Source organism: Variovorax sp. NFACC27, from assembly GCF_048301545.1.
GTDB lineage: Bacteria > Pseudomonadota > Gammaproteobacteria > Burkholderiales > Burkholderiaceae_C > Variovorax > Variovorax gossypii.
The window spans coordinates 7741598-7764396 of record NZ_CP157613.1 but is presented as its reverse complement, the minus strand read 5'-3'; the positions used below and the strand labels follow the sequence as shown (position 1 = coordinate 7764396).

At 69.1% G+C, this 22799-nt stretch carries 20 protein-coding genes; 7 read left to right on the top strand and 13 right to left on the bottom strand.

The features are described from left to right. Nucleotides 1-260: 260 nt before the first annotated feature. The 4 genes from htpG (at nucleotide 261) to ABL840_RS36430 (ending at nucleotide 5934) form a co-directional block, all read left to right on the top strand. Nucleotides 261-2297: a molecular chaperone HtpG gene (gene htpG / locus ABL840_RS36445; RefSeq protein ID WP_093307334.1), complete on the top strand. Its 2037-nt coding sequence runs from the start codon at nucleotides 261-263 to the stop codon at nucleotides 2295-2297. After that, on the top strand, nucleotides 2294-3007 hold the full coding sequence (locus ABL840_RS36440; RefSeq protein WP_093307333.1) for a hypothetical protein: 714 nt from the start codon (nucleotides 2294-2296) through the stop codon (nucleotides 3005-3007). Before htpG ends, ABL840_RS36440 begins: the two co-directional genes overlap by 4 nt. An 85-nt stretch (nucleotides 3008-3092) precedes the next feature. Beyond that, nucleotides 3093-4079 carry a Bug family tripartite tricarboxylate transporter substrate binding protein gene (locus ABL840_RS36435; RefSeq protein ID WP_093307332.1) on the top strand — a complete coding sequence of 329 codons (987 nt, stop codon included), beginning with the start codon at nucleotides 3093-3095 and terminating at the stop codon, nucleotides 4077-4079. 157 nt (nucleotides 4080-4236) lie between these two features. Continuing rightward, on the top strand, nucleotides 4237-5934 hold the full coding sequence (locus ABL840_RS36430) for a hypothetical protein (protein ID WP_093307331.1): 1698 nt from the start codon (nucleotides 4237-4239) through the stop codon (nucleotides 5932-5934). Between the two features lie 18 nt (nucleotides 5935-5952). Here the strand turns inward: ABL840_RS36430 and ABL840_RS36425 are convergent, their stop codons facing one another. Genes ABL840_RS36425 through ABL840_RS36410 form a run of 4 tightly spaced genes read right to left on the bottom strand, consistent with a single transcriptional unit; the run spans nucleotide 5953 to nucleotide 9925 of the window. Further along, complete coding sequence (locus ABL840_RS36425; protein WP_093307330.1) at nucleotides 5953-7074, bottom strand: hypothetical protein; 1122 nt, start codon at nucleotides 7072-7074, stop codon at nucleotides 5953-5955. 3 nt (nucleotides 7075-7077) lie between these two features. Beyond that, nucleotides 7078-7848 (bottom strand): hypothetical protein, encoded by a 771-nt coding sequence (locus ABL840_RS36420; RefSeq protein ID WP_093307329.1) that lies wholly within the window; start codon nucleotides 7846-7848, stop codon nucleotides 7078-7080. After that, nucleotides 7838-8851 carry a hypothetical protein gene (locus ABL840_RS36415; RefSeq protein ID WP_093307328.1) on the bottom strand — a complete coding sequence of 338 codons (1014 nt, stop codon included), beginning with the start codon at nucleotides 8849-8851 and terminating at the stop codon, nucleotides 7838-7840. Before ABL840_RS36415 ends, ABL840_RS36420 begins: the two co-directional genes overlap by 11 nt. A gap of 45 nt (nucleotides 8852-8896) precedes the next feature. Further along, entirely contained in the window at nucleotides 8897-9925 is a 1029-nt protein-coding gene (locus tag ABL840_RS36410; RefSeq protein ID WP_093307327.1) for a glycosyltransferase, read from the bottom strand. Between the two features lie 96 nt (nucleotides 9926-10021). Between ABL840_RS36410 and ABL840_RS36405 the strand changes: the two genes are divergently transcribed. Then, the gene (locus ABL840_RS36405) at nucleotides 10022-11365 is read left to right on the top strand and encodes a UDP-glucose dehydrogenase family protein (RefSeq protein WP_093307365.1); all 1344 of its coding nucleotides are present in this window, start codon (nucleotides 10022-10024) and stop codon (nucleotides 11363-11365) included. Here ABL840_RS36405 and ABL840_RS36400 read toward each other — a convergent pair. From ABL840_RS36400 to ABL840_RS36390, 3 genes are all read right to left on the bottom strand, one after another. After that, nucleotides 11348-12496: a CaiB/BaiF CoA transferase family protein gene (locus tag ABL840_RS36400; RefSeq protein ID WP_093307326.1), complete on the bottom strand. Its 1149-nt coding sequence runs from the start codon at nucleotides 12494-12496 to the stop codon at nucleotides 11348-11350. The two genes, ABL840_RS36405 and ABL840_RS36400, sit on opposite strands and share 18 nt — an antisense overlap. Nucleotides 12497-12599: 103 nt before the next feature. Next, nucleotides 12600-13577, bottom strand: coding sequence for a Bug family tripartite tricarboxylate transporter substrate binding protein (locus ABL840_RS36395; protein ID WP_093307325.1), 978 nt, complete (start codon nucleotides 13575-13577; stop codon nucleotides 12600-12602). 35 nt (nucleotides 13578-13612) lie between these two features. Then, the gene (locus ABL840_RS36390) at nucleotides 13613-15307 is read right to left on the bottom strand and encodes an acyl-CoA dehydrogenase family protein (RefSeq protein ID WP_093307324.1); all 1695 of its coding nucleotides are present in this window, start codon (nucleotides 15305-15307) and stop codon (nucleotides 13613-13615) included. Nucleotides 15308-15415: 108 nt separating this feature from the next. Between ABL840_RS36390 and ABL840_RS36385 the strand changes: the two genes are divergently transcribed. Then, the gene (locus tag ABL840_RS36385; RefSeq protein ID WP_093208520.1) at nucleotides 15416-16324 is read left to right on the top strand and encodes a LysR family transcriptional regulator; all 909 of its coding nucleotides are present in this window, start codon (nucleotides 15416-15418) and stop codon (nucleotides 16322-16324) included. Here the strand turns inward: ABL840_RS36385 and ABL840_RS36380 are convergent. The 4 genes from ABL840_RS36380 to ABL840_RS36365 form a co-directional block, all read right to left on the bottom strand. Next, complete coding sequence (locus ABL840_RS36380) at nucleotides 16315-17349, bottom strand: serine/threonine protein kinase (protein WP_093307323.1); 1035 nt, start codon at nucleotides 17347-17349, stop codon at nucleotides 16315-16317. The genes ABL840_RS36385 and ABL840_RS36380 overlap by 10 nt on opposite strands. Before the next feature lie 36 nt (nucleotides 17350-17385). Beyond that, entirely contained in the window at nucleotides 17386-18501 is a 1116-nt protein-coding gene (locus ABL840_RS36375; RefSeq protein WP_093307322.1) for a DUF2855 family protein, read from the bottom strand. A 164-nt stretch (nucleotides 18502-18665) separates the two neighbouring features. Then, the gene (locus ABL840_RS36370; RefSeq protein ID WP_093307321.1) at nucleotides 18666-19091 is read right to left on the bottom strand and encodes an organic hydroperoxide resistance protein; all 426 of its coding nucleotides are present in this window, start codon (nucleotides 19089-19091) and stop codon (nucleotides 18666-18668) included. A gap of 106 nt (nucleotides 19092-19197) precedes the next feature. After that, entirely contained in the window at nucleotides 19198-19653 is a 456-nt protein-coding gene (locus ABL840_RS36365) for a MarR family winged helix-turn-helix transcriptional regulator (protein WP_093307320.1), read from the bottom strand. 195 nt (nucleotides 19654-19848) lie between these two features. Between ABL840_RS36365 and ABL840_RS36360 the strand changes: the two genes are divergently transcribed. Further along, nucleotides 19849-20904: a MerR family transcriptional regulator gene (locus tag ABL840_RS36360; RefSeq protein WP_093307319.1), complete on the top strand. Its 1056-nt coding sequence runs from the start codon at nucleotides 19849-19851 to the stop codon at nucleotides 20902-20904. Here the strand turns inward: ABL840_RS36360 and ABL840_RS36355 are convergent. Together ABL840_RS36355 and ABL840_RS36350 are read right to left on the bottom strand one after the other, a co-directional pair. Continuing rightward, nucleotides 20894-21730, bottom strand: a complete 837-nt coding sequence (locus ABL840_RS36355) for an ABC transporter permease (RefSeq protein WP_093307318.1) — start codon at nucleotides 21728-21730, stop codon at nucleotides 20894-20896. The genes ABL840_RS36360 and ABL840_RS36355 overlap by 11 nt on opposite strands. Before the next feature lie 117 nt (nucleotides 21731-21847). Then, nucleotides 21848-22795, bottom strand: a complete 948-nt coding sequence (locus ABL840_RS36350; RefSeq protein WP_093307317.1) for an ATP-binding cassette domain-containing protein — start codon at nucleotides 22793-22795, stop codon at nucleotides 21848-21850. Nucleotides 22796-22799 lie beyond the last annotated feature (4 nt).

Here is a 22799-nt window from a genome sequence, read left to right as displayed (position 1 = left end):
GCTGCCCTGTTCCGTGTCAGGCGCAGGATATTTCAGAACTGTTAACCAAGGTCAATTTTTCGGGGCTTCGAGGTGGGCTCCGAGGGTTTCCACAGAGGAGAGCGCGGCCCCCGGGCCTTCAGGAATGCCCAAAATCAAACGTTGGGCTTCATTTGCCCTTGATGAGGACTAAAGACAACCCAATTGAAGACGTTGGCGCGGCGGCGCCCCCTGGCGCCGCGCCCGACTTAGAATTTTTCGGCTTCGACATTTCTCTTTCCATGGCTGATTCCTCCAAAACCAAACTCCCCTTCCAGGCTGAAGTCGCGCAGCTGCTGCACCTCGTCACGCATGCGCTCTACTCGAACAAGGAAATCTTCCTGCGCGAGCTGATCTCGAATGCATCGGACGCGTGCGACAAGCTGCGCTTCGAGGCGCTCGACCATCCCGAGCTCTACGAAGGCCAGTCCGACCTCGACGTGCGCCTGAGCTTCGACAAGACCGCGCGCACCATCACCATCACCGACAAGGGCATCGGCCTGTCGCGCCAGGAGGCCATCGACAACCTCGGCACCATCGCCAAGAGCGGCACCAAGGACTTCATGAGCAAGTTGAGCGGCGACCAGAAGGCCGACGCGCAGCTCATCGGCCAGTTCGGCGTGGGCTTCTACTCGGGCTTCATCGTGGCCGACAAGATCACGGTCGAGTCGCGCCGCGCGGGCCTTCCGGCCGACCAGGGCGTGCGCTGGGTGAGCGGCGGCGCCGGCGACTTCGAGGTGACCGACATCACGCGCGCCGAGCGCGGCACCAGCATCACGCTGCACCTGCGCGAAGATGCTGACGAGTTCCTCAACGCCTGGAAGCTCAAGCAGATCGTCGGCAAGTACTCCGACCACATCTCCCTGCCCATCCTCATGGAAAAGGAAGAGTGGAAGGACGGCGAGAACGACCAGCCCGGCGACATGGTGAAGACCGGCGAGTGGGAAGCCGTCAACAAGGCCAACGCCCTGTGGAGCCGCCCCAAGAAGGACATCACCGCCGAGCAGTACGAGGAGTTCTACAAGAGCATCAGCCACGACTACGAGGCCCCGCTCGCCTGGAGCCACAACCGCGTGGAAGGCAGCACCGAGTACACGCAACTGCTCTTCATTCCGGCCAAGGCGCCCTTCGACCTCTGGAACCGTGAGAAGAGCGCGGGCGTGAAGCTCTACGTGAAGCGCGTCTTCATCATGGACGACGCCGAGGCGCTGATGCCCAGCTACCTGCGCTTCGTCAAGGGCGTGATCGACTCGGCCGACCTGCCGCTGAACGTGAGCCGCGAGCTGCTGCAGGAAAGCCGCGACGTGAAGGCGATCCGCGAAGGCAGCACCAAGCGCGTGCTCGGCATGCTGGAAGACCTGGCGAAGAAGCAGAAGACCGCGCCCGAGAGCGGCGAGGGCCGAATCGACGTGGGCTCGGGCGAATCGGTGCCGGCTCCGGAGCCGACCGAAGGCGTGACGGACGTGGTCGACAAGAACGCGCCCACCGCCGCCGAGACCGCCGCTGCCGCAGCCGACGAATCGGGCAAGTACGCCAAGTTCTACGCCGAGTTCGGCGCGGTGCTCAAGGAAGGCCTGGGCGAGGACTTCGGCAACCGCGAGCGCATCGCCAAACTGCTGCGCTACGCCTCCACCACCACCGACTCGGTGAGCGTGAGCTTCGCGGACTACAAGGCCCGCATGAAGGAAGGCCAGGACGCGATCTACTACATCACGGCCGACACGCTCGCCGCCGCGAAGAACAGCCCGCAGCTCGAAGTCTTCAAGAAGAAGGGCATCGAGGTGCTGCTCATGACCGACCGCGTCGACGAGTGGGCGCTGAACTACCTCAACGAGTTCGACGGCACGCCGCTGCAGAGCGTGGCCAAGGGCGCCGTCGACCTGGGCAAGCTGCAGGACGAGGCCGAGAAGAAGGCCGCCGAGGAAGCCGCCGAGTCGTTCAAGCCCCTGCTCGAGAAGCTCAAGGAAGCGCTCAAGGACAAGGCGGAAGACGTGCGCGTGACCACGCGTCTCGTCGATTCGCCCGCCTGCCTCGTGGTGCAGGACGGCGGCATGAGCACGCAGCTCGCGCGCATGCTCAAGCAGGCCGGCCAGCCCGCGCCCGAGCTGAAGCCGGTGCTCGAAGTCAACGCCGAGCATCCGCTGGTGAAGAAGCTCGAGGGCTCTTCGCACTTCGACGACCTCGCCAACATCCTGTTCGACCAGGCGCTGCTGGCCGAAGGCGGCCTGCCGGCGGACCCGGCCGCCTACGTGAGGCGCGTCAACGCGCTGCTGGTGTGAACGACCGGCCGCGCGTCACTCGTGCAGCAGCCGTCGTTCCGGCGGCGCTGCTGTTGCTCCTGACGGGCGGCTGTTCCCACTATCACGTCGGCATTCCGCTGGTGCCCGGGCTCTCGCTGGGGCTGGGCGCCACGAAGGACGGCAATTTCTCCGTGGGGCTCAACACCGGCTTCGGCCCGCTCGGCGCGGGCGTGGCCGTGAACAACGGCGGGCAGGTGTCGGGCTCGGCCGGCGTGGGCGTCGGCGTGGGGCCGGTGCGCACGGGCGTGAGCAAGAGCACCATGCTCTACGACCCCAACGCCGCGCCAACTGCTCCAGTGGCTCCCGTGGCGCCTGCCACGGCCACGGCGGCCGGCGTACCCGCGGCAGGCGGCGCGGTGGCCTCTGCCGCGCCTTCGGCTTCCCCCGGAACGGCCGCCGCGCCGGCCCCGGTGCAGTACTACTCGACGCCCGCGGCCCCGTTCACGCCCGTGGGCCCGGTTCCCCCGCCCGCCCCGGTGGCCGCGGCACCCGCCAGCGCCGCGCCGGCGGCAACCGTCAGGCGGGCGCCCCTGGTCAAGATCACCCGGCCGCCGCCCGAGCCCGCGGCGCCCGTCGCGCCCGCGGTGAACGTCACCTACCGCGCACCGGCGGCGACCGCGACGGCTGCCGCCGCCGCCGCGATTTCGACCCGCGATGCCGGCACGCCTGGCAATCCCGTCGCGCCCTGATGCGCCTATAGGCGCGCCTCTCACGCGGACACGCGGTGCGGCCTAACATGGCGGCCGGTATCTCCCCCGGAGACAGTCGCCCGTGATGCCCCGCCGATCGCTCCTGCTGCAGCTCGCGTCCATGGCCGCCCTCGCGGCCCTGGGAGTCCATCGCGCGGCGAGGGCGCAGTTCGCATACCCCGCCAAGGCCATCCGCTGGATCGTGCCGTACCCGGCGGGGGCCGGCGCCGACATCGTCGCGCGCACCATCTCCGCCCAGCTCGCCATCGACGCGGGCCAGTCCGTCGTCATCGAGAACCGCGCGGGCGGCAACACGGCGCTCGGCGCCATGGAAGCCGCGCGCGCCCCGGCCGACGGCTACACGGTGCTGTCGGCCGACAGCGGCACGCTGGTGTTCAACCCGGCGCTCTACCGCAACCTCAGCTACAACCCCTCGCGCGACTTCGCGCCCGTCACCCTGCTCGGCCGGCTGCCGATGGTGCTGCTGGTCGGCCCGGCCAGCGGCGTGAAGGACGCGCGGGCCTTCATCGACGACGCGCGCGCCTTCCCCGGCAAGGTCAGCTACGCATCGGCCGGCACGGGCAGCCCGCAGCACCTGGCGATGGAGCTGCTGGAGCGCGAGGCCCGCCTCGAGATGGTCCACGTGCCCTACCGCAGCGCCGCGCCCGCGGTGGCCGACGTGGCCGGCGGCCAGGTGCCGGTGATGATGTGCGACCTGGCCGCCTCGCGCCGCTTCATCCAGAGCGGCAGGCTGCGTCCGCTCGCGGTGGCGCACCCGGTGCGGCTGGCACAGCTGCCCCGCGTGCCCACCTTCGCCGAGCTCGGCCTTCCGCGCGTGGAGGCCGCCGCGCTCATGGGCCTGGTGGTGCCCGCCGGCACGCCGGGCGAGATCGTGTCGCGGCTGCAGCAGTCGGTGGCCAGCGCCATCCACAACCCGGCCGTGCTGCGCAGGCTCGCCGAGTACGGCGTGGAGCCCGCGGGCGACGCGCCGTCGCAGTTCGCGGCGCTGCTGCGGGGCGAATCGGCGCGCTGGCATCCGCTGATCCGCGACCTCAATCTTTCGCTGGACTGAAGACCGGAGGGCGCCGCGCCCTTTACGGCAACTTTGCGAAGGCGTGGCTCCTTGCTCACGCCGGGCTAAGAGTGGCTGCCTAGATTGGCGCATCGCTCACAAGAAAGGTCGGCGGGGCGGCTTGCGGCAGCGCAGAAGAGCGCCGCCTCCCGAGGCCATGATGACTCGCCGGTTCCACAACGTCGTCTTCGCCGACGATTTCTTCCGCTCTCCCGCCAACGGGCTCCAGTACCACGTCGCCAACCGGCGCTTCCTGCGCGGCTTCTTCGACTCCGCGCTGGGCCGGCTGGGCCTGCCGGCCAGCGAGGCGGCGCCGCTGGCCGAGGGCGGCCGCATCGACGTCGCGCGCCTCATGGACCGGCTGGATCTGCCCCCCACGCCCGCAGGCTGGGCGCGTGCCTGCATCGCCGACCTCTCGCCGCTGGCCGGTCGCGACGGCATGCCGGCCTTCGGCCCCGGATGCATGGTGATCGGCTGGGGCCTCACGCCCGCGCAGCAGCACTGCATCGACCGCTCGGGCGCCAGCTATCTCGACATCGAGATCGACCCGCGCCGCTTCACGGAGCACCTGCATTTCTGCGCGCGCACCAACGACCCCGCCATCGAGGCCGCGCTGCTCGCGCGCTGCGTGGACGAAGAACTCTTCTGGAACCACGCGAGTGCGCTCAAGGGCCGCTTCGCACGCCACGGCGCGGCCGCGCTGTTCGACCCGAGGCTGCGCGTTGGCCTCTTCTTCGGCCAGAGCCTGGTCGACCTGTCGCTCATCAGCGGCGGCCGCACCATGCATCCGGCCAGCGTGATCGCGCCGCTGCGCGAGCTGGCGCAGGGCGTGGACCTGCTGGTCGTCAAGCCGCATCCCTACGAGAGCGCGCTGCACGACCTCGCGCCCATCGCGCGCGCCATTCCCAACGTGGCGTGGACGAGCGAGAACAGCTATGCGCTTCTGTCGGCGGCCAACGTGCACTTCGCCGCCAGCCTGTCGTCGAGCGTGCTGACCGAGGCACGCTACTTCCGCAAGCCCGCGCACGCGCTGATCCGCGCCGACCGCAACGCGCCGGAGCAATTGCCGACGGCCTGCTCGGGCTGGATACCCGTGGGCGCCGAGCTGGGCTCGATGGACTTCATGGCCGAGGCCTGCGGCCTGGATGATGGACAGGGCAGTGGCGGCGGCGCACGGAGCTTTCCGGCCTGGCCCACGGCGGCCATCGACCGCGCCTTCCTCACGCGCTGGGGCCTCGACGATCAGACCCGGGGCCTGGCCGAAATGGCCGAGCTGCAGCTGGAGCGCCCCTACCTGTTCCACCCCGGCAGCCCCGCGATGAGCTGGCTGAGCCACGGCTGGGCCGGCTTCGACGGCGAGGGCGCGCGCAGCGAGGGCGAGCTCGCCTGCCTCGTGGTGCCGCTGCCGGCGCTGTCTTCGCGATCGCTGCCGCTGTCGCAGATGCAGCCGCATCGCGTCGAGGTGCGCATCGACTACCGCAGCAACGCCAAGGCCACGAGCGTGCACGCGATGCTCGACGGCGCGGTGCTGCCCGGCCAGCGCGTCACCGGAGCGCGCCGGCGCAGTCTTGTGTTCGAGGTCGAGCCGGCGGCCGGGCGCAAGTGCCTGGTGATCCAGTTCGTCGTGGCGGACACAGCGCGCGGCCTCGGCCTCGGGCTGCGCCGCAAGGCGGCGCGGCCGGGCTTCACGCTCAGGAGGCTGCATGTGTCGCTGCGCATGGGCCGGGGCCTGATCTCGGCGCCGCCGAAGGCTAAGGCAGCGGCGAAATGGTCGGAAATGTCGCCGGTGCGCGCGATGGCGCGGGTCTTTCGCGCGGTGGTCGATTCGGCGCGCGGCTCGGCGGGCAGCCACTGAAGAAGCCGTGCGGCAGCATCACGAGCTACGCACAGTCTCCGCCAGCCCCGACAGCAACCCGGTCCAGTGCCGCAGCCGATCGATGGCGGCCTGCCGCCCCTCGGATGCATTCGCCTCGCCGTCCGGCAAGTCGAGCAGCTCGCCCGCCGCGGCGGTCACGGCCCTCGCGAACTTCCGTGCATCGCCGCGCCACACCACCACGCGATGCGCCAGCCCCAGCTGCGCCGCGCGGCCCGCGTTGATCGCCTGCTCGGGCTGGTCCGTGAGCAACAGCAGGATCGGCTTGCGATAGACCGCCGCGATCGACAGCGCCGCCATGCCGGGCGCGGAAACGATGAACGCGCTGCGCGCCGCCGCCTCGATCCAGTGCTCGTCCCGCGCATGCCAGTGCGCCCGATGCGCATAGCCTTCGCCGACCAGGTGCGCAGGCACGCCTGCGTCGGCCAGGCCCTGTTCCAGCCCGTCGGCCAGTGCCGGCTCCTGGAAATGCGGATTGAGATACACGGCCGCCACCTGCTGCGATGCATCGCAGTGGCCGGCCGCGTCCACCATCGCCACCGGCGTGGCGAGCCGGTGGCGGCCGTGCCCGTCGTGCCGGGGCTCGCCGTAGGCGAAGTCGTGCTCGATGCGCGCGAGGCTGCGGTCGATCTGCCAGGCCACGATGCCGCTGAACAGCCTGGCGACGAAGCCCGGCATGCGTCCGCTGAAGTTCGTCTCCAGCGCGTGCCGCAGGCTCGCGCCGTACACGTGCACCACCTTGCGCCGCCAGAAGGGCAGCCAGCCCATCAGAAGCAGCGCGGGGTGGAAGGAGTCGTTCACCACCAGGTCGGCATCGCGGAAGTGCGCGCGCAGCCGCCACACGTCGCGCAGCATGCGTTCGGGCCTGAACATGTACAGCGCCACGTTGCGGTCGGTCTCGCGGCGCAGCATGTTCTGCTGGGTGTCGAACTGCACTGCGTAGTGGCGCGAGAGCACCGGCGCCTCGATGCCGAAGCCGGCGAGAAAGCGCGCGCCTTCGTCCGAGGTGGTGAGCACGCGAACCTGCGCGCCGGCCGCGCGCAATGCATGCGTGAGCAGCTGCGCGCGCATCAGGTGGCCGCGCGCGTCCGCGGTCGCGAGGTAGAGGATGCGCGGCGGCATCGCTCAGGCGTGGTGCCGCACCGGCCGCTCGGCGCCGGGGCGCAGCCGCAGCGCCGCGCCGGCCAGCCACATGCCGAGCGCGCCGGTCACGCCGAAGCCGCGCTCGGTGTCGCGCACCTCGCGCATCAGCTGCGCGAGCCGCGCCTCTTCGTGCGGCGCCACGCAGCGCTGCAGCGTGCGGGTGCACAGGCGGATGTGGCGGTCCTCGTCGGCCAGCACGCGCGACAGCAGCGGATGCAGCTCGTGCTGCGGCCCGATCAGCGCGCAGTGGCGCTGCAGGATGCGCGAGGCCATCTGCTCGGCCGAAAGGCCGATGGCGTAGGCCGGCACCAGCCCGCCGTGCGCGAAGTGCGGCGCATGGCGGCGGATGAGCGCCTGCCAGCGCGCCAGCTTGCGACGGCTGAACCAGTCGGGCTGCGGCGCCTCCTCGGGCGATGCGGCGGCCTGCGCATTGCCGCCGCGCTCGACGATGGCCTGCGCGAACAGGCGCGCGTGCAGCTGCTCGTCGGCCAGGTGCTGGTCGAGTTGGCGCGCAAGCCACTCGGGCGGCGCGATGCGCAGTTCGCGCTGCAGCGCCTGCTCGGAGGATTCCTCTCCCACCAGATAGAAGCGCAGCAGCAGCATCTCGCCCGCATTGCTCGCATGCAGCTGGCGCAGCGCGGCGCGCTTGACGCGATGCACCAGCCAGGCCTGCAGCGCGGGCCAGCCGCGCAGCCGGGGCGGCGAGAGGCAGTCGAAGCCGGTCGAAACGCCGGCTGGCGAGTCAGCGGGCATCCGTCTTGGTCTTCACGGGCGTGTGCTGTTGCTGCCAGCCCAGCACCAGGCCGATGAAGCTGTCCTGCAGGAATGCGCGCGCGGCCGCGTCGGCGCCCGCGAACTCGCGCTGCTGACCGTCGTAGCGCACGTAGCCCTTGCCGTTGGCGGCGCCGAGCACCAGCTTCTCGTTCTTGCGGAAGCCGCGCTGCAGCAGCGGCTGCAGGAGCGACTGCGATTCGAGCCCGTACAGGAACAGGTCGCGCTGCACCACCTGGCGCGGGATCTGGCCGCTCAGCGCCTGCAGCTCCAGCGTCCAGTTGCCCTGCTGCATGGCCTCGGCCAGGTCGCGGCCCTTGGCGCCCGGCGCATGGAAACGCGCGCGCGCCACCGACTTCGAGGCCCTGCTCAGGCCGAGGCCGATGGTGATGTCGGCATCCTTCGCGCCCTCGGCGCGGTTGTCGTCCACCTGCACGAACACGTTGGCCAGCCGCGCGGTCAGCGAGGGCCGGGCCAGCGCCTCGACGATCTGGTCGGCGGTGAGCAGCACATGGTCGGTGGTCGACTCGTTCACCACCACGATCTGGTACGGGTCGATGCGGATGTCGCTGAACTCGCCGCCGATGGGCGTGTGTGCATGGCTGCTGATCGACCACTCGTTGCCCGAGCGGCTCAGCAGCGCATGGAAGGTCAGCGGCACGCGCTGGCTGCTGCCGCGCGCCTGGCCGGAGCCCTGCAGCAGCACGTCGCCGACGATGGTCTTCTCGCCGTAGCTGCGCGTGTTGACGAAGCGGATGGTGTGCGCGCCGATGTCGAGTGCGGCGCGGGTGTCCGGGTCGTCGAGCGCGAGGCGGTTGCAGTCGTTGCCCTGGCCCGCGAGCGCGGCGAAGGGGCAGCCGGTGTCGGACCTGAAATTGAAGACGCCGCGGCCGGTGAAGTCGGCCGCGCCGGCCAGCGTGAAGGCGCCCGCGAGCGCGATGCCGAGCGCCAGCCGGCGGGCGGTGAACGAAGAGCGGATGGACATGGTTCCTGTCTTTTTGTTTTTCTGGAGAAGAGAGCGGAGCGTCGTTCAGGGTCGGTGGTACGACAGCGCCTGCGCATCGGCATTGGTGCGGCCCGTGGTGTGCCAGCCGATGCCGCGCGCGAACGCACCCAGCATGTCGACGGCCGAGAAGCCGAGGATGAGCGCCACGCCCGCGAGCCAGCGCAGTCCGCGCAGCGGCGGCAGATCCTGGTGGTTCAGCGCCTTCATGCTGAAGCCCAGCCGCGTGAACAGCACCGCCAGCGGTCCGATCGGCCCGCTCTTCGCAAGCCATTGCCAGCGCGGCGACACATAGCTGCGCAGCAGGTGCGGGGTGAGCGAATAGGTGTCCTGTCCGCGCATCCAGCGCAGCTTGAGAGCCTCGGCGCGCGTGTCGGGCAGGCGGTGCTCGGTGTGGGCTGCGGCCGCATAGTGGATCGGCACGCCCGCCGCCTTCAGGCGCATGCCCAGCACCTGGCAGTGCGCGCGGTACACGCCGTCGAGCGCCTGGTAGCTGTGCTGCTCGAACACTTCGCGGCGGAAGGCCACGTTGTTCGCGTAGAAGTTGCTCGTGGCGCCGGCATGGTCGGCGTTGGGGAAGTACATGAAGTCGATGGTGGTGAGCGCGGTGCCCACCACGTTGGCGGCGTAGCTGGTGCGGCCGGCCACCACGGCGGGCGCGTCGGCGCCCTTGGTGAAGGGCAGCAGCATCTGCTGCAGCCAGTCGTCGTCGGGCAGGCAGTCGGCGTCGGCGAACACCACGTGCGTGCAGCGCTGAGCGTCGGTGGCTGCGAAGCCGACGTTCTTGGCGTCGTAATAGCCGGTGGCGGCGTCGATGCGCACGAAGTCGACGGGGCGCCCCGCGAGCGCGCTCACGGCCTCGCAGGTGGCGGCGCTCAGCCCGTCGTGCGTGATGACCACCTGCGCGAGCGAGCTCAGCGGCAGCTTCTGCCTGGCCAGCAGGGCGACCAGGCGCTGCAGGCTGGCACCCGCCCTGGCTTCGGCATCGGCTCCGCCGCGCAGGTTGTTGGTCTCCAGGACCAGCGCGCAACGCGCGGCAACTTGATCGGGCATCATCGAATTTTCCTGTCCGGACATCGTTTTGAAGGCTTGCATCCTGCTTTTATCGCACAACCGCGCCCACCACCAGTGCCGCACGCCATGGGGCCGCCCATGAAAGTGACCATCTTCGGCGCGGGCTACGTGGGCCTGAGCTTCGCCGCCTGCCTGGCCGAGGCCGGCCACGAGGTGCTGTGCGCGGACGCGGACCTGGCGCGCATCGAGGGGCTGCAGCGCGGCCTGATGCCGCTGCACGAGCCGGACCTGGAGGCGCTGGTCGCCGCCGGACTCGCCTCCGGAACGCTGCAATTCACCGCCGACGAGCGCACCGCCTGCCTGCATGGCGACCTGCTCTTCATCGTGGTGAACACGCCGGCCGATGCGCAAGGCCGGGTCGACCTGCGGCACGTGATCGCCGTGGCAGCCGGCATCGGGCGGCACCGCGACCGCGATGCGCTGGTGGTGTGCAAGTCGACTGCGCCTGTGGGCACGGCCGCACAGGTCGAGGCAGTGCTCGGCGGCGAGCTTTCGCAGCGTGGCGCGCGGCACCGCATCGCGGTGGCGGTGAACCCCGAATTCCTGCGCGAAGGCTCGGCCGTGCGCGACTGCCGCCATCCCGATCGCGTGGTGATCGGCAGCGAGGACCCGTGGGCCATCGACCTGTTGACGCGGCTCTACGAACCCTTCATCCAGGACCCGAAGCAGTTGCTGTTGATGGACCGCCGTTCGGCCGAGCTCGCCAAGTACGCGGCCAACGCCATGCTCGCCACCCGCATCAGCTTCATGAACGAGATGGCGCGCGTGGCCGAGCATGCGGGCGCCGACATCGAGATGGTGCGGCGCGCCATCGGTGCGGACCGTCGCATCGGGCCCGACTTTCTACAGGCCGGCGCAGGCTACGGCGGTTCCTGCCTTGCGAAGGACGTGCGGGCGCTGACGCATGCGGCGCAGCGCGACGGCCATGCGCTTCGCATCCTCTCCGCCGTCGAGGCCACGAACCACGAGCAGAAGGGCCGGCTCTTCGACCTGATGACGCACCACTTCGGCGGCCGCATCGCGGGCAAGACCATCGCGGTGTGGGGCCTGGCCTTCAAGCCCGACACCGACGACATGCGCGATGCGCCGAGCCTGGTGCTGCTGGAGCGGTTGTGGGCGGCGGGCGCGCGCGTGCAGGTCTACGACCCGGCGGCGATGCCGAATGCACGAGATCTCATCGGCGAGCGCGGGGATGTGCGCTGGTGTGCCACGGCGGAAGAAGCGCTGCAGGACGCCGATGCGCTGGCGCTCGTCACGGAGTGGGATGAGTTCAGGCGCCCCGACTTCGCGCACATTGCGAAGGAGTTGTGCACGCCGGTCATCTTCGACGGCCGCAACGTCTACGACGCCGCGGAGGTCGAGTCGGCGGGCATCGCCTACTACGGCATCGGCCGCGGCCGGTCGTCACTGCTGCTGCGCTGAGCTTCCGTCCTGCGGAAGGAAGGCCTCGCCGGGCGTGAGCGGCGCGTGCCGGTAGCTTGCCGGCGTGCGGCTGAGCTTCACCGGCGCGCCGATGCCGCGATAGCCACCGGGCATTTCCACCACCATCTCGCGGTGCAGCGTGTGCGGATGCTGCAGCGCGGCATCGACCGGCAGTACGGGCGCGGCGGGTACGCCGGCGGCCATCAATTGCTCGACCAGTTCACGACCATCGAAAGCGGCCATCGCCGCTTCGAGTTGCTGCTTGAGTCCGTCGCGGTGCACCGAGCGCGCGCCGGCCGTGCGGTAGAGCGGGTCGTCAGCCAGATCGGGCAATCCGATGCACCGGCACAGGCTGGCGAACTGCCGGTCGTTGCCCACCGCCACGAACACCGGGTCGGTGCCGGTCGCGAGCGCGTCGTACGGGTAGATGTTCGGATGCGCATTGCCGGTGCGGCGCGGCTCGGTGCCGTCCATGAACCAGTTGGCGGCGTGCGGATGCAGCAGCGAGAGGCCGCTGTCGTACAGCGCCGCTTCCACGAACTGCCCGCGTCCGCTGCGGTTGCGTTCCTGCAGCGCGAGCAGCACGCCGATCACCGCGTTGAGGCCGGTCACCATGTCGACCACCGGCAGGCCCACGCGCAGTGGGCCGCCGTCGGCTTCGCCGTTGATGCTCATGATGCCGGTCATGGCCTGCACGGCGGCGTCGTAGCCCGGTAGCGCGCCCAGCGGGCCGTCGGCGCCGAAGCCCGAGACGCGGCACCACACCAGGCGCGGGAAGCGCTTCGACAGTTCTTCATAGCCGATGCCCCAGCGTTCCATGGTGCCGGTCTTGAAGTTCTCGATCAGCACGTCGGCCTCGGCCACCAGCGCGAGCAGCGCTTCGCGGCCTTCTTCGGTCGAGAAGTCCAGGTGCTGCACGCGCTTGTTGCGGTTGAGTCCGTGGTAGTACGAGGCGACGCCTTCCCTGAAGGGCGGGCCCCAGGTGCGCGTGTCGTCGCCCTGCGGCGGCTCGACCTTGAGCACGTCGGCACCGTGGTCACCGAGGATCTGGCCGCAGTAGGGGCCGCCAAGGATGCGGGAGATGTCGAGGACGCGGATGCCTGCGAGGGCGCCTTGTGGGGCTTGTGTCATTTCTTGTTCCTGTGTTTTGCTTTTCGGGGCGCGTGCACAGGCCGCCGGGTACTCCCCTCCGCGAATGTCCCCCGTCGGCGTGATCGCGCCCCGGATGACTCCATCAATCGAGCTGCGCTCCCGATTTCTTCACGACGTCCTTCCACTTCACGGACTCGCCGGCAATGAACTGCCCGAGCTTCTGCGGCGAAGTGTCGGCAGGCACCTCGAGGCCTTGCGCCGCGAACATCTGCTTCACCTTGGGCGAATTCAGCACTTCAGTGAACGCATGGTTGAGCTTGTTCACGCGATCGGCAGGCGTGCCGGCCGGCGCGACGATGCCGAAGAACACGCTCACGTCGTAGCCCTTGTAGCCCTGCTCCGAGATCGTCGGCACATCGGGCAGCGCCTGCGAGCGCGCGACCGTGGCCACGCCGAGAGCGCGCAGCTTGCCGGCCTTGACGTAGGGCAGCGCGGTGAGGATGTCGGTGAAGGTCATGCTGACCTGGTTGCCCAGCAGGTCGTTGAGCGCGGGGCCCGTGCCCTTGTAGGGAATGTGCTGCAGGTCGGTGCCCGCCACCGAGTTGAAGAGCACGCCCGCGAGGTGCGACGAGGCGCCGTTGCCCGACGAGGCATAGCTGAGCTTGCCGGGGTTGGCCTTGGCGTAGGCCACCAGCTCCTGCACGTTCTTCACGGGCAGCGCGGGGTTCACCACCAGGATGTTCGGCAGGTAGCCCACCTGGATGACCGGCGCGAAGCTCTTCACCGGGTCGTAGTTGATCTTGCGGTACAGGCTCGAATTGATGGCCAGCGGGCCCGAGGTGCCGAACAGCAGCGTGTGACCGTCGGCCTCGGCGCGCGCCACGTACTCGGCACCGATGTTGCCGCCGGCGCCTGCGCGGTTCTCCACGATCATGGGCTGGCCGAGGCGGTCCTTCATCTCGGCGGCGAGCGTGCGCGCCATGGCGTCGGTGGGGCCGCCGGGCGGGAAGGGAACGACCAGCATCAGGGGCTTGGAGGGGAAAGCGTCGGCGGCTTGCGCGGCGGGCATGGCCGTCATCAGCGTGGCACAGGCGGCCAGCAGGAAGGTGAAGCGTTTCAAGGGATGTCTCCGTCTTTTTGAATGAAAGGAAAGGCTCAGGCGGGCACGGCCGTGGACGAGGTGCTCGTGGCGTTCCAGTCCGCCGGCATCGCGTCGGGCGAGAGCGGATCGCGCGGCAGCACGCGGTGCAGCAGCACCAGCTGCGCCCAGCGCAGGCGCGCGTGGGAGCCACCGCGCGAGGCCTCCCATGCCATCGCGATGGCGCTGGTGCAGTGGTAAAGGGCAGAGGCGGCCTGGCGCGCAAGAACATCACCGCCTTCGCGCGCGGCGGTCTCCGTCAGCGCGGCGGCGCGGTCCAGCGCGTTACGCAAGGCCCTGTCGAACCCGGGAGCGAGCGCCGCGTCGTCGAGCAGCTTCGCGCAGTGCGCACGCAGCACCGGCAGCGAGCCTTCGCGCTTCACCGCGCGGATCACGTCCAGCGCCACGATGTTGCTCGTGCCTTCCCAGATCGAGCCCAGGTGCGCGTCGCGCACGAGGCGCGCGTCGCTCCATTCCTCGATGTAGCCGCAGCCGCCGCGCACTTCCATCGCGTCGCCCGTGACCTTGCGCGCATCGCGGCAGGCGCGGAACTTGATGAGCGGCGTGAGGACGCGCAGCAGCGCATAGGCATCGGGCTCGCCGGCGTCGGAACGCGCGAGCGCGAGGGCCGTCTGGCACACCATGGTGCGGGCCTGCTCGGCCGGCAGGCGCAGCTTGTCGAGCTGGCGCTGCATCAGCGGCATCTGCTCCAGCGTGCGACCGAAGGCGCGGCGCTCGGAAGCGATGAACTCGGCCTCAGCCACCGCGCGGCGCATCAGGCCGGCGGCGCGCACGCCGTTCGACAGGCGCGAGTTGTTGACCATGTCGGCCATCTGCACGAAGCCGCGGCCTTCCTCGCCTACCAGCCAGGCGGTGGCGCCTTCGAGGCGGATCTCGCCGCTGGCCATCGAGCGCGTGCCCAGCTTGTCCTTCAGCCGGATGATTCGATAGCTGTTGAGGCTGCCGTCGTCGAGCCGGCGCGGCAGCAGGAACAGCGACACGCCCTTCATGCCGGCCGCACCATCGTCGGCGCGCGCGAGCACCATCGCAAAGTCGGCGTCGGGGTTGGAGCAGAACCACTTGTCGCCCGTGAGGCGCCAGCTGCCGTCTGCCTCGCGGTGCGCCAGCGTGGCGGTGGCGGCGATGTCGGATCCGGCGGCCTGCTCGGTCATGAACATCGCGCCTTGGGCGAGCTCGTCGAAGTCCAGCGAGGTGAGGCGCGGCAGGTACTTCGCGACCAGCTCGGGGCTGCCGAACTTCTTCAGCGTGCGCGTGAGCGAGTCGGTCATCGACACCGGGCAGCACAGGCCGAACTCCGCCTGCACGAACAGATAGGTCAGCACGTACTTGACCAGCGGCGGCATCTTCCCCTTCCAGCCCAGCGTGTCGTCGCGGTGCGAGATGGCGGCGAGGCCGAACTCGGCGAGCGCGAGGCGTTCCATCTCCACGTAGGCGGGGTGCTTGACGATCTTCTGCTCGTCGAGGCCGGTGCGCGTGCGCTGCTTCAGCACGGGCGGGTTGCGGTCGGCCGTGCCGGCCAGCTCGTCGATCAGGCCACCGGCGAGGCCGCCCAGGCGCTCGAAGTGCGGCTGCATGTGGCGGCGCAGGTCTTCGGGCAGGTAGAGCGCGAGCAGGGCGTGGAGCTCGGCGTCGGTGGTGAAGAGGTTCTGGCCGTGGCGGTCGGGAATCGGATGGGCGTGGTCTGCGGACATGCGCGTTGTCTCCTTGGGTCCTTGAATCCTTTGTTTGGCGCATTGTTGAAGCCGCGACGATCCGTGTCTAATATCGATTTGGTCTTGTTCGATTCGATCTGGCTATCCATGGAACTGCGGCACCTGCGCTACTTCTCCGTGCTCGCCGAGGAGCTGCACTTCGGGCGCGCGGCGCGGCGGCTGTCGATCTCGCAGCCGCCGCTGTCGGTGGCGATACGGCAGCTCGAGGACAACGTGGGCGCGCGCCTCTTCGAGCGCAACAGCAAGGAGGTGCGGCTCACGCCTGCCGGCGAGGCACTGCGCATTTCGGCGCGGCGCGTGCTGCTGCAGGCGGAAGAAGCCGCAATCGAAGCGCGCGACGTGGCGCTGGGCTCGGCCGGACGGCTGCGCATCGGCTTCGTGGGCGCGATGCTCTACCGGGGCCTGCCGCAGGCGCTGCGCGCCTTCCAGGCGAAGCACCCGGCGGTGCGCATCACGCTGAGCGAGCTGAATTCGGGCATGCAGATCGCCGAGCTGATGAACGACCGGCTCGACCTGGGCTTCGCCCACACGCACCGCGTGCCGCCCGAGTTGCAGCACCGGCTGTTGCTATCCGAACCCTTCGTGGCCTGCCTGCCCTCCGGCCATGCGCTGGCGCGCAAGCGCGTGCTGGCGCCGGCCGACCTGCGCGAGCAGCCTTTCGTGCTGTTCTCGCGCGAGGTTTCTCCCGACTACCACGAGCGCATCCTGACCATCTGCGCCGACGCGGGCTTCCTGCCCGAGGTGCGGCACGAGGTGCGCCACTGGCTGGCGGTGGTCTCGTGGGTGTCGCAGGGCCTGGGCGTGGCGCTGGTGCCGCAGGCGATGCGGCATTCGGCCCTGCGCGGCGCGGTGTTCAGGCCGCTCGACAGGGCGGTGGCGCAGTCGGAGGCCTACGGCATCTGGCGCAACGGGCCGGCCAACGTGCTGGTCGAGCGGCTGCTGCAGGGCGTGGCGGACAGCCTTGCAGCGGCGCAGGAAGACCAGGCTCAGGCGTAGAGCGGCTCTTCCGCCATCTGCTCGCACTGCTCCTCGAGCATGAGGATCTGTCCCTTCCAGTAGTCGCTGGAGCCGAACCACGGGAAGTTGATCGGGAAGATCGGGTCTTCCCAGCGCCGAGCGAGCCACGCGCTGTAGTGGATGAGCCGCAGCGTGCGCAGCGGCTCGATCAGCGCCAGCTCGCGCCGGTCGAACTCTCGGAACTGCTCGTAGCCGTCCAGCAGGCCCGACAGCTGCGCGGTGCGCTGCGCGCGGTCGCCCGACAGCAGCATCCACAGGTCCTGCACCGCGAAGCCGGTGCGCGCGTCGTCGAGGTCGACGAAGTGCGGCCCGCCGCCGGGGCGGTCGGTGGGCGTCCACAGGATGTTGCCGGGGTGCACGTCGCCGTGTAGGCGCAGCTTGCGGGGCTGGAAGTCGCTCGAAGGCGGGTTGGCTGCCAACGCCGTCGCGCCGATCATGTCGAGCGCCTCGTTACAGGTCTTTTCCCAGTCGCGCTGCACGTCGAGCGGGATCTTGTCGTTGGCGAGCAGCCAGTCGCGCGACGCGATGCCGAAGGTCTGCAGGTCGAGCGCGGGCCGCGCCTCGAAAGGCTTCGCGCTGCCGACCGTGTGGATGCGCGCCAGGAAGCGGCCCACCCATTCGAGCACTTCGAAGTCGTCGAGCTCAGGTGCGCGGCCGCCGCGGTAGGGGCTCACGCTGAAGGCGAAGCCCGCGTGGTGGTGCAGCGTCTTGCCGTCGAAGGCCAGGGGCGGCACGGCAGGCACTTCGCCGGCCGCCAGTTCGAGCGAGAAGCCGTGCTCTTCGAGGATCTCGGCCTCGCTCCAGCGGCCGGGGCGGTAGAACTTGACCACCACGGCACTGCGATCCTCCAGGTGGACCTGGTAGACGCGGTTCTCGTAGGAATTCAGGCCGGTGAGCCGGCCGTCGCCGTGCAGGCCGAGCGTCGCGAGCGCGTCGAGCACCACGTCGGGCGTGAGGCTCTCGTAGGGATGTGTGTTCGCGGGCGCCGCGGAAGATTGGGTCATGCGGCGATTGTCGTCGCCGCCGGGCGCCCGACCGTCTCAGGACGTGACGGGTTGCCTGGAAAGGGAAAGGATGTGGCCCGTGCGCGGATCGCCCTTGCCTGCGAGCACCTGCGCGTAGGCCGTCTGCACCGCCTCGCCGCCGTCGTGGTGCTCAGCGTGCAGCCAGGGCGCCTTCGCGTCGGTGACCACGGCCATGAAGTCGTGCCAGGCCGCGACCATGCGGCGACCGAACTCCTCGGGGCCCCATTCGGTGGTGCGTTTCTTGATCTGCGCCGGCGCGAAGAACAGCGTGGCGCGCGGGCCCGGGAGGCTCTTGCCCGCGCCCTTGCTTGCGAGCTGCTCGACGTGCGTGCCGCCGATGGAGCTGCTGTACTTCAGGCTGGCGAAGCGCTCGTGGATGGCGTTGCGCAGCTCGCCGTTGCCGGCGAAGTCGATGTACACGCAGGGCGTGTCGGCCGCGATGATGTCGAGCGCGTCGTAGGTCACCACGCGGTCGTAGCAGCCGAGGCTTTCGCAGAAGGCCACGTTCGCGGGCGAGGTCAGGCCGATCACTTCGATGCCTTCGCGCTTGTGCAGCTGGAAGGCGGTGCCGTAGGCCGTCTTGCTGGACGCGCTCGACAGCAGCATGGTGTTGGCGCCGAAGAAGTCGTTGTCGGCCATGAAGTCGTCGATCAGCCACGAGGTGATGAACAGCGGGCGCAGCAGGGCCTGGATGTCCTCGGTGTCGGCCGTGTAGAGCGGGTCGCTCGCGCAGCGGAAGTACTGGTTGTAGACGGCGGGCAGTTCGGCGCGGTGCGGCGCCACGTCGGTGAAGCGTTCGGGAGAGAGCCGACCGGGGCTCAGCACCGCGCCGGAGGCCATCGGCCAGTAGCCGTAGAGCCGTTCGCCCACCGGTACGCCGGGGTGCAGCGACTGCACCACGCTCGCGAAACCCCACACGGGGATGCTGCCCCAGCCTTCCTCGCCGCTCGGGAAGAACTGCCAGTAGCTCATCGCGTCGCCGAAGGCGGCATACGTGATGTTGTTGGAGGTGAGCGCGAAGCTGTCGATGCGCACGCGCACCTGGCCGTCGGCGAGCGCTTCGTCGGTGGCGGTGTGAAGGCGCGTGGTGGCGAGCTGGTCTTTGCGGATGAGGAGGCTGGTGGTGCTCATGAGCGTGGCTCCTGGCGGTTGTGAGGTTCGCCAACGTTAGCCAAGCTTGATGAAAGGCGCCATCGCGCGGCGGCTTTCTGCGTCACCCGTGAGACATCGGCGGGCATGAAAAAAGCGGCCCGGCTTGTGGCCGGACCGCTTGTTCTGCGTATGCGCCGTGGGGCTCAGGCGATCGTGAGTTCCACGTCGATGTTGCCGCGCGTGGCGTTCGAGTACGGGCAGACCTGGTGAGCCGTGTCGACCAGCTTCTGCTTGGCATCGGCATCCAGGCCGGGCAGCGTGATCGCCAGCTTCACGGCGATGCCGTAGGCGGCGCCGCCGTTCGTCGGGCCGAGGGAAACGCTGGAGTCGATAGCGACGTCTTCCGGCACCTTCACGCCGATCTTCGGGCCGATGGCCTTCATCGCGCCGATGAAGCAGGCGGCATAGCCGACCGCGAACAGCTGCTCGGGGTTGGTACCGGGCTTGCCGGAACCGGGCGAGCTCAGCTTGACGTCGATGGCGCCGTCGCTGGACTTGCCTGCGCCGTCACGGCCGCCGACCGTGTGGGCTTCTGCGGTGTAGAGCACTTTGTCGAGCTTGGTGGTCATGGTGATTCCTTTGGTGATGATGAAACGGAGGGAGGGTGGTGAAAAGGCTTCGTTCTCTCTTGATTTGATGGGATCGATCGAAGCGGGAGAAAAATGGTGCGATGCGTCAGGCTGCCTTCTTGATGCGGTCGCGCAACGTCTGGATCTGCTGGGTGAGCGAAATCAGCTCGGGCACCGAACACTCGGCGGCGGCCATCAGGCAGGCCGGCACGTTCGATGCACGGCTCTTGAGCCTGCGGCCGGTGGTCGTCAGCGTGATGTGCACGCGGCGCTCGTCGGCCACGTCTCGCACGCGGGCCACGTAGCCGTTGGCTTCGAGGCGCTTGAGCAGCGGCGTGAGCGTGCCCGAGTCGAGCGAGAGGCGCTCGCCGAGTTCGGAGACCATGAGCCCGTCTTGTTCCCAGAGGGCGAGCATCACGAGGTATTGGGGGTAGGTGAGCTGCAGCTTTTCCAGCACCGGCTTGTAGAGCCGCGTCATGGCCAGCGAGGCCGAATACACGGCAAAGCACAGCTGGTTGTCCAGCTTGAGCATTTCGTCGGCGGAGACTTTGGTGGAGCGCATGGGGCGAATTGTAGCGAGCAATTAGATTGTGTGCAATCTAATTTGCAAGCGTCGGTTTCTGCAAGGGCTACAGTCGGCCGCGAACGGGCATTCTGAACCCGCAAGGCTCATGGGCCAAATCTTTCGGCTCCACCTGTTGACCCGGCCCCAGGGGCAGCCCCTAAAAAGAGAAAACTGTCGAAAAAGGTTCTCTTCATGCCATCCACCACCCGCTTTCTCAGCCCATCGGAAGCCGCGAAGCGGCTCGGCGTTTCCGCCAAGGCCTTGCGGCTCTACGAGCAGCGCGGACTCGTGGCGCCCGGCCGGACCGAAGCGGGCTGGCGCACCTATGGCCAAAAGGAGCTCGACCGCGCCGCGGAGATCGTCGCGTTGCGCGCGCTCGGCTTCAGCCTCGCGCAGGTCGAACGCGTGCTGGACGGCAATTCCAGCGGGCTGGAGCCGACGCTTGCGGCACACCAGGCAGCGCTGGAGTCGCAGCTTCGCCAGCTCGCCAACACAGTCGAGAAGGTCCGCGGACTGCGAAGCGATCTGATGCAAGGCCGTGCACCGACCATCGACGAGTTGATGGACCTGCAGGCACCGTCGAGCGAAGTCCGCGTCGCATTCGAACTCCCGTGGCCATGGGGCGGAGAGCTCTTCGAGCTGCGCGACATCCGCTCGCTGAACTACATCATCGGCCCGCTCGGCAGCGGCAAGACCCGACTGGCGCACAGCCTTGCCGAGGCACTGCCCGATGCGGTCATGCTGGGGCTGGAGAGACTTGAGGACGGCGGGATTGCCGCGGCGAAATCGCTGCTGGAAAGCGACCCTCGCCTGAAGTCCCGCGTCGACGAGGCGATGGCCTGGCTCGTGGAAGACGGGGCCGGCACATCGGATGCCCTGATCGCATTGCTCGTCGGGCTGGAAGCCGAAGGGCCCGACGCTTTGGTCGTGGACATGATCGAACAGGGCCTCGACCACGCAACCCAGGAAGCGCTGATCGCCTGGCTGCGCCGCCGGGGCCCCGATGCGCGCGCCCTCTTCATGCTCACCCGCTCCTGCGCCATCCTCGACCTGTCCGCCGTCGGGCCGGACGAGACCATCATCCTCTGCCCCGCGAACCACAGCCCGCCGACGCAGGTGGCTCCGTATCCCGGTGCTCCGGGCTACGAGGCGGTCGCCACCTGTCTTGCTTCGCCCGAGGTGCGGGCACGAACCTCGGGGCGCATGCAACTGCGCGCGATGGAAAGCCCGGGCCTCATCACGCCCTGAACCGCTTCCGCGTCAACGACAGCGCAGTCCAGAACGACGCCACTGCATACACCGCCAGCACCACCGCGTGCACCCACCAGCCGGCTGGCCACTGGTCCATGAAGAGCGGTCTCACCAGTGCCACCGCGTTCGTCAGCGGCAGCCACGCCGCCACGGCCTGCACGGCCGTGGGCAGTTGCTCCAGCGGAAAGAACACGCCGCTCAGGAACATCATCGGCGTCATGAACAGCGTGAAGTAGTAGGTGAAGAAGTCGTAGCCCTTCGCCAGCGCGTTGAAGATCAGCGCGATCGAAGAGAAGGTGATGCCCGCGCCGATCAGCACCATCCATGCGACGACGAGCTTCGGGCTGTGGCTGATGCCCAGCCCGAGCATCACGAACAGGATCGCCGTCACGGTGAAGATCGACTTGAACGCCGCCCACAGCATCTCTGCCAGCACGATGTCGTCGAGGCCGACGGGCGCGTTCATGATGCCGTCCCAGGTCTTCTGCACATGCATGCGCGAGAAGGCCGAGTACAGCGCCTCGAAGCTCGCCGCGTTCATCGCGCTCATGCAGATCGAGCCGCTCGCGAGGAACAGGATGTACGGCACCTTCACGCCGTCGACCGACACCTGCCCCACCAGCGCGCCCATGCCGTAGCCGAAGGCCACGAGCCAGATCAGCGGCTCGGCGATGTTGCCGATCAGGCTCGGCAGAGCGAGCTTGCGCCACACCAGCAGGTTGCGCAGGAACACGGGCCACCAGCGCAGCGAGAGTTCGGGCGGGCGCCATGGCGAAGGCGAGGGAGGCGTGAGTGCCGGTGCCGCACTCGAGACGTTGTTCATGGTTGCTGCTCCATTTCAGAAATACCGCGGAACCGGCTTTGCCGGGCCGCAGGTATTGCCCCCGGCGAGGGGGTTGGCGGCCACACGAAGTGGGCAAGCCTGGGGGTGAACCTCATTTCAGCCGTCCTCGCGGATTTGCCGGCCCGTGAGCTTCAGGAAAAGGTCTTCGAGATTCGCGGGCCGATGGAATGTGCGCAGTCCGCTGTGCCGCGTCAGCGCATCGAGCAGCCTGCGCGCGTCCTGCGTGTAGAAGAACACCGTCTCGCCGCTGACCTCCACGCGCGCGGCCATCGCCTTCAGCTCGGCCGATTCCGCCAGCGACAGCGCGCCGTTGCCGTACACCTCGACCACGTCGGGCTCCAGGTGCTCGGCGATCAGGTCGCGCGGGCGGCCCTCGGCGATCTTGCGGCCGTGGTCCAGCACCAGCAGGCGCGAGCACAGGCGCTCGGCCTCGTCCATGAAGTGCGTGGTCAGCAGGATCGACTTGCCCTGCTGCAGCAGCACCTGCAGCCGCTCCCACATCAGGTGGCGTGCCTGCGGGTCGAGCCCGGTGGTGGGCTCGTCGAGCAGCAGCAGCTTCGGATCGTTGACCAGCGCACGCGCCAGCGAGAGCCGCCGCCGCATGCCGCCCGAGAGTTCGCCCGGCTTCGCGTCGGCCTTGTGCGACAGCGCCGCGAATTCCAGAAGCTGCGGTACGCGCGCACGCACATGCGCCTTGCTGAAGCCGAAGTAGCGGCCGTACACCACGAGGTTCTCGGCGCAGCTGAAGTCTGGGTCGAGCGTGTCGAACTGCGACACCACGCCGAGCTGAGCCTTGATGGCCAGCGCGTCGTGCGGCATCCGCAGGCCCAGCGCGGAGATGTCGCCGCCGTCGGGTGCGGTGAGGCCCAGGCACATGCGGATGGTGGTGGTCTTGCCCGCGCCGTTCGGGCCGATCACGCCCAGGCATTCGCCGGGCGCGATCTCGAACGACAGGTCGTTCACGACCGTCGTGTCTCCATATCGCTTGTGCAGGTGGCTGGCGTGGAAGAGGGGAGGCTGGGCGGAGGAGGGTGTAGGCGGCACGCGG

Bases quoted from the DNA above. Each gene is read 5' to 3' on its own strand.
- htpG (WP_093307334.1), top strand. From the start codon at position 261: ATGGCTGATTCCTCCAAAACCAAACTCCCCTTCCAGGCTGAAGTCGCG.
- ABL840_RS36435 (WP_093307332.1), top strand. From the start codon at position 3,093: ATGCCCCGCCGATCGCTCCTGCTGCAGCTCGCGTCCATGGCCGCCCTC.
- ABL840_RS36430 (WP_093307331.1), top strand. From the start codon at position 4,237: ATGATGACTCGCCGGTTCCACAACGTCGTCTTCGCCGACGATTTCTTC.
- ABL840_RS36425 (WP_093307330.1), bottom strand. From the start codon at position 7,074: ATGCCGCCGCGCATCCTCTACCTCGCGACCGCGGACGCGCGCGGCCAC.
- ABL840_RS36420 (WP_093307329.1), bottom strand. From the start codon at position 7,848: ATGCCCGCTGACTCGCCAGCCGGCGTTTCGACCGGCTTCGACTGCCTC.
- ABL840_RS36415 (WP_093307328.1), bottom strand. From the start codon at position 8,851: ATGTCCATCCGCTCTTCGTTCACCGCCCGCCGGCTGGCGCTCGGCATC.
- ABL840_RS36410 (WP_093307327.1), bottom strand. From the start codon at position 9,925: ATGATGCCCGATCAAGTTGCCGCGCGTTGCGCGCTGGTCCTGGAGACC.
- ABL840_RS36405 (WP_093307365.1), top strand. From the start codon at position 10,022: ATGAAAGTGACCATCTTCGGCGCGGGCTACGTGGGCCTGAGCTTCGCC.
- ABL840_RS36400 (WP_093307326.1), bottom strand. From the start codon at position 12,496: ATGACACAAGCCCCACAAGGCGCCCTCGCAGGCATCCGCGTCCTCGAC.
- ABL840_RS36390 (WP_093307324.1), bottom strand. From the start codon at position 15,307: ATGTCCGCAGACCACGCCCATCCGATTCCCGACCGCCACGGCCAGAAC.
- ABL840_RS36385 (WP_093208520.1), top strand. From the start codon at position 15,416: ATGGAACTGCGGCACCTGCGCTACTTCTCCGTGCTCGCCGAGGAGCTG.
- ABL840_RS36380 (WP_093307323.1), bottom strand. From the start codon at position 17,349: ATGACCCAATCTTCCGCGGCGCCCGCGAACACACATCCCTACGAGAGC.
- ABL840_RS36375 (WP_093307322.1), bottom strand. From the start codon at position 18,501: ATGAGCACCACCAGCCTCCTCATCCGCAAAGACCAGCTCGCCACCACG.
- ABL840_RS36370 (WP_093307321.1), bottom strand. From the start codon at position 19,091: ATGACCACCAAGCTCGACAAAGTGCTCTACACCGCAGAAGCCCACACG.
- ABL840_RS36365 (WP_093307320.1), bottom strand. From the start codon at position 19,653: ATGCGCTCCACCAAAGTCTCCGCCGACGAAATGCTCAAGCTGGACAAC.
- ABL840_RS36360 (WP_093307319.1), top strand. From the start codon at position 19,849: ATGCCATCCACCACCCGCTTTCTCAGCCCATCGGAAGCCGCGAAGCGG.
- ABL840_RS36355 (WP_093307318.1), bottom strand. From the start codon at position 21,730: ATGAACAACGTCTCGAGTGCGGCACCGGCACTCACGCCTCCCTCGCCT.